This window comes from Streptomyces spongiae (assembly GCF_009377185.1).
GTDB classification, from domain to species: domain Bacteria; phylum Actinomycetota; class Actinomycetes; order Streptomycetales; family Streptomycetaceae; genus Streptomyces; species Streptomyces spongiae.
The window spans coordinates 1-4,307 of the sequence record NZ_VJZC01000736.1 but is presented as its reverse complement, the minus strand read 5'-3'; the positions used below and the strand labels follow the sequence as shown (position 1 = coordinate 4,307).

The 4,307-nt window shown below is 71.3% G+C and carries 6 protein-coding genes; 5 read left to right on the top strand and 1 reads right to left on the bottom strand.

Going from position 1 to position 4,307, the window contains the following annotated elements:
• Positions 1 to 74 precede the first annotated feature (74 nt).
• Genes FNH08_RS45695 through FNH08_RS45685 form a run of 3 tightly spaced genes read left to right on the top strand, consistent with a single transcriptional unit; the run spans position 75 to position 1,770 of the window.
• Positions 75 to 800 carry an IclR family transcriptional regulator gene (locus tag FNH08_RS45695; protein WP_152777529.1) on the top strand — a complete coding sequence of 242 codons (726 nt, stop codon included), beginning with the start codon at positions 75 to 77 and terminating at the stop codon, positions 798 to 800.
• The gene (locus FNH08_RS45690; protein WP_322726507.1) at positions 797 to 1,339 is read left to right on the top strand and encodes an FAS1-like dehydratase domain-containing protein; all 543 of its coding nucleotides are present in this window, start codon (positions 797 to 799) and stop codon (positions 1,337 to 1,339) included. The genes FNH08_RS45695 and FNH08_RS45690 overlap by 4 nt, the downstream gene beginning before the upstream one ends.
• Positions 1,336 to 1,770 carry a hotdog family protein gene (locus tag FNH08_RS45685; protein ID WP_152777527.1) on the top strand — a complete coding sequence of 145 codons (435 nt, stop codon included), beginning with the start codon at positions 1,336 to 1,338 and terminating at the stop codon, positions 1,768 to 1,770. Before FNH08_RS45690 ends, FNH08_RS45685 begins: the two co-directional genes overlap by 4 nt.
• On the opposite strand, the gene FNH08_RS45680 is transcribed toward FNH08_RS45685, so the two are convergent.
• Positions 1,739 to 2,731 (bottom strand): ABC transporter substrate-binding protein, encoded by a 993-nt coding sequence (locus tag FNH08_RS45680; RefSeq protein WP_152777525.1) that lies wholly within the window; start codon positions 2,729 to 2,731, stop codon positions 1,739 to 1,741. The genes FNH08_RS45685 and FNH08_RS45680 overlap by 32 nt on opposite strands.
• A 166-nt stretch (positions 2,732 to 2,897) precedes the next feature.
• Here FNH08_RS45680 and FNH08_RS45675 point away from each other — a divergent pair, with 166 nt between their 5' ends.
• Both FNH08_RS45675 and fdxA read left to right on the top strand, forming a co-directional pair.
• Positions 2,898 to 3,920: an NAD(P)/FAD-dependent oxidoreductase gene (locus tag FNH08_RS45675; protein WP_152777523.1), complete on the top strand. Its 1,023-nt coding sequence runs from the start codon at positions 2,898 to 2,900 to the stop codon at positions 3,918 to 3,920.
• A gap of 1 nt (position 3,921) precedes the next feature.
• The gene (fdxA, locus tag FNH08_RS45670) at positions 3,922 to 4,242 is read left to right on the top strand and encodes a ferredoxin (protein ID WP_152777521.1); all 321 of its coding nucleotides are present in this window, start codon (positions 3,922 to 3,924) and stop codon (positions 4,240 to 4,242) included.
• Positions 4,243 to 4,307: the final 65 nt, after the last annotated feature.

Sequence of the window (4,307 nt, the reverse complement as noted above, 5' to 3'; positions counted from 1 at the left end):
CCACTACTCCCGCTGCCCCCGCCGTGTCCCGAGGGTCCGCGATTCCCCGGGACGAACCCCCCGCCCCCGACCCGATGAACTCCGTCCTCGGCAAGGTCCGCCCCATCCTGGAGGCGTTCACCGCCGAGGACGACACCCTGTCGCTCGCCGAGCTGGTCCGCCGGACCGGCGTGGCCAAGGCGACCGTGCACCGGCTCGCCCAGGAACTGGTCGTGTGGGGGCTGTTGGAGCGCTCGGGCTGTGACTACCGGCTCGGACTGCGGCTGTTCGAGATCGGCCAGCGGGTCCACCGGCAGCGGATCCTGCGCGAGGTGGCCCAGCCGTACATGGAGGACCTCCTCCTCGCCACCCAGGAGACCATCCACTTCGCCATCCACGACAGCCTCGACGTCGTGTACCTGGAGAAGATCTTCCCGCACCGCGGCCTCAGCGAGGAGTCCAGAGTGGCCGGCCGGCTGCCGCTGTACTGTACGGCCACCGGCAAGGCGATCCTGGCCTTCTCCCCGCCGACCCTGTTCGCCGACGTGGTCAGGAACGGACTCAAGCCCTTCACCCGCCACACGGTCACCTCACCGGGCCGGCTGCGCGCCCAACTGGAACGGATCCGGGCCGAGGGCGTCGCGACCGAGGCGGAGGAGATCCGCCTCGGCTACTCCAGCATGGCCGTACCGGTCCTCAGCCGTCAGTCCACCCTCGTCGGCGCGCTGTCCATCACCGCGCCCACGTACCGTATGGACCGCACCGGCAACACGGTCGCCCTGCGCGCGGCGGCCCTCGGCATCAGCAGGTCGCTGCGGTGAGCGCGGCACTGGACGAGGTGCTCGCGCGGGCCCGGAAGCTGATCGGGGAGACGGAGAGCGAGGACTGCGGTGTCCTCGCCGTCAAGGACTTCTGCCGGTACGCGGCCGCCCTCAACGACGTCGACTACATCCGCCGCGCCCGCGAACAGGAGGCGGCCGGCGAGGCCGTCGTCGCCCCCGCGCTCTTCCTCGCCGGGACGCTGAGCTGGGAGGACGGTCCTGCCGAGGACGCCCTGCACCGCGACGGGCTGGCCGACCGGGAGGCACCCTGCACCCAGGGCCTGCCGGTGCGCCACGTACACGGAGGCCAGTCGGTCCGGCTGGGCACGCCCCCGGTCGCGGGCACCCGGATCACCTCTGTCCGGGGGCTCACCTCGGCCGACCACCGCCGCGGCCGGTCCGGGGAGTTCGTGCTGCTCGGTGTCACGACCCGCTACACGACCAAGGACGGAGAGGAACTGGTGACGGTGGACGAGACGATCGTCGTACTCGACGCCTTTCCCGACGAAGGCCCGCAGGACCGCGGGGCCGCCGCATGACCGCACCCACCGCCGGGCAGATCTGCCCGCCGCGCACGTACTCCCACAGCCGCGTGCAGCTGTTCCGCTTCAGCGCCGTGTCGTGGAACTCCCACCGCATCCACTACGACGGCGAGTTCGCCGCCTCGGAGGGCTTCCCGGACGTGGTGGTGCAGTCCACCCTGCACGGCGAGACGCTCAGCCGGTACGCCCTCGACTGGGCCGGGCCGAACGCCCGCCTGGAGTCGGTGAGCTGGCGCAACCGGGCCACCGCCGTGGCCGGTGAGCCGCTCACCTGGACCGCGACCGTGCGGACCGCCGAGCCCTGTGACGGGGGAGTGCGGGTGACGCTCGACGTCTCCGTACTGAAGGACGGCGGCACCCCCTGCGTCACAGGGCAGGTGGAACTCACCCGGCGTCTCACCCGGCGTGCTTCTCGTACCAGCCCCTGAGCAGGGTCGTGCCGAGGTCGGGCGACTTCTTGATCAGCTTCTGGCCGAGCATGAAGTCGACGATCTTCTGTGACGTGGTGACGTCGGCGTCGGTGATGCCGCGGGCCTCGAAGGTGATCTCCGGGAGCACCTTCTTCGTCTGTGCCACCGGGAGTTTGACCTGCTTCTCGGACGCCTCAGCCGCGGCGTCGGGATCGTCGGTGACGAGCTTGTCCGCCTCGGCCACGACCTTGAACACCTTGCCGGCGACGTCCTCGTTGTCCTTGAGCCAGCTCTGGTCGGCCACCAGCCACTGCGCGTACCGCACGCCGAAGTCGCCGATGCGCCCGGCGATGTGACCGCCCGCCGCGGCGCCGCGGGCCGCCCAGGGCTCGTACAGGATGTAGCCGTCGATCGATCCCTGCTCCAGCATCCCGGGCATCTCCGGCGGTGAACTCTCCACGATTTTCACGGACTTCGGGTCGATGCCGTTGTGCCGCAGGTACTGGTGGGTGGAGTACAGGCCGAGGCCGCCGATCGCTGCCATCGTCCTGATCTGCTTCGGTGACGTGATGCCGTCACGCAGGACGACCTTGAGGTAGCGGTCGGAGGTCTGGAAGACGCCCAGGGCCCGCAGATCGGGGTTGGTGACCATCAGCGGCAGGGCGGTGGAGTCGGAGTTCAGCCCGATCTGTGCCGTACCCGCCGTCACCGCCTCGGAGGCCGCCGGACCGCCCTCGGTCTTCACCAGCTCGACGTTCACGCCCGCCTTCGCGAACAGGCCCCGCTCCACGGCCAGATAGAGGGGCGCGTAGGAGGCGTCGACGCCGAGGGCGAGGCGCACGGTCGGCTTGCCCGCCGCCGAGACCCCGGTCGAGTCCGTGGACCCGGCCGTACAGCCCGTGGTGACGAGGAGTGCCGCGCACCCCGCGACCAGGACGGTCCTCCGGCTGGTTCCGTATCCGTGACTATGGGTCCGCATGTACGCCTCCCGGCGCCCGAACGAATGGGATGCCCGACGGTCCCAGCCCCACGCGCGGCCGCATAAGTGAGGCGTCCTGCTCACCGGACCGGGGTGAGTGAAGCGTCCTGCTCACCGGAACGAAACCGTGGGGCGGGACCACGGGCCGCTCCTACGCTCCCGGGCCATGAGTGTTCTCACCGACGTGCCGACGAGCACGGACGAGTCGCGCGCGATCGAGACGGACATCCTGATCGTCGGCGCCGGACCCGCGGGCCTGTACGGCGCCTACTACGCGGGCTTCCGCGGACTGAGCGTCACCGTCATGGACGTCCTGCCCCAGTGCGGCGGCCAGATCAGCGCGATGTACCCCGAGAAGCCCATCTTCGACATCGCCGGGTTCCCGGCGGTGCGCGGCCGCGACCTGGTGGACAACCTGGTCGCGCAGGCGGAGCCGTACGGTCCCCGCTACCTGCTCGGACACCGGGCGGCCGAGTTGTCCCACGGGGCCGACGGCCGTCCCGTCGTCCGCTCCGACCAGGGGGCGACGGTCCGCGCGGGGGCCGTCGTGATCACGGGCGGGGTGGGCACGTTCACGCCCAGGCCGCTCCCGGCGGGCGAGGACTACCTCGGCCGCGGCCAGGTCTACTTCGTCCCCGACCCCGCCGCCCACACCGGCCACGACGTGGTGGTCGTCGGCGGCGGCGACAGTGCCTTCGACTGGGCCGCCGTACTCTCGCCCGTCGCGCGGTCGGTCCGGCTGGTCCACCGCACCGGCCGGTTCCGGGCCCACGGCGCCACCGTCGACAAGGTCCGCGCCCTCGGCATCGAGATCGTCACGGACTCCGAGGTGAGCGCCCTGCACGGCACCGCGCGCCTCGAACAGGTCGAGATCCGGCACCGCACCACCAAGGACACCCGGCTGGTCCCGGCCCAGACGGTCGTCGCGGCCCTCGGGTTCCTCGCCGACCTCGGTCCGCTCCAGAACTGGGGCCTGACCCTCCAGGCGCGACGGATCGCCGTGGACACCCACATGGCCACCAACCTGCCCCGCGTCTTCGCGGCCGGCGACATCACCGACTACCCCGGCAAGGTGCGGCTCATCTCCGTGGGCTTCGGCGAGGTCGCCACCGCCGTGAACAACGCGACCACCGTCATCGATCCGGAGGCGGCGCTGTTCCCCGGGCACTCGACAGAGAAGGAGAACTGACATGGCCTACGTCATCGGATCGGCCTGCGTCGACATCATGGACCGCTCCTGCGTGGAGGAATGCCCGGTCGACTGCATCTACGAGGGCGAGCGCAAGCTCTACATCAATCCGACGGAGTGCATCGACTGCGGCGCCTGCGAGACCGCCTGCCCCGAGCAGGCCATCACCGTCGACCGCCTCGCCGACCCCGACTTCCGCACCGACAACCGCCGCTTCTTCGAAGAGCCCCTGCCAGGTCGTACGACCCCGCTGGGCACCCCGGGCGGAGCGGGCGGCCTGGGCCCGATCGGCGTGGACACCCCGCTGGTCGGTGCCCGGTGACGGCGCCCGGCACGACCAGGACGGCGGGCGCCCTCGGGGAGGCCGCGCCCACGAAGCCCCAGCGC

What these genes read in the sequence shown, in the direction of transcription:
- FNH08_RS45695 (WP_152777529.1), top strand. Translation starts at nt 75, where the DNA reads ATGAACTCCGTCCTCGGCAAGGTCCGCCCCATCCTGGAGGCGTTCACC.
- FNH08_RS45685 (WP_152777527.1), top strand. Translation starts at nt 1,336, where the DNA reads ATGACCGCACCCACCGCCGGGCAGATCTGCCCGCCGCGCACGTACTCC.
- FNH08_RS45680 (WP_152777525.1), bottom strand. Translation starts at nt 2,731, where the DNA reads ATGCGGACCCATAGTCACGGATACGGAACCAGCCGGAGGACCGTCCTG.
- FNH08_RS45675 (WP_152777523.1), top strand. Translation starts at nt 2,898, where the DNA reads ATGAGTGTTCTCACCGACGTGCCGACGAGCACGGACGAGTCGCGCGCG.
- fdxA (WP_152777521.1), top strand. Translation starts at nt 3,922, where the DNA reads ATGGCCTACGTCATCGGATCGGCCTGCGTCGACATCATGGACCGCTCC.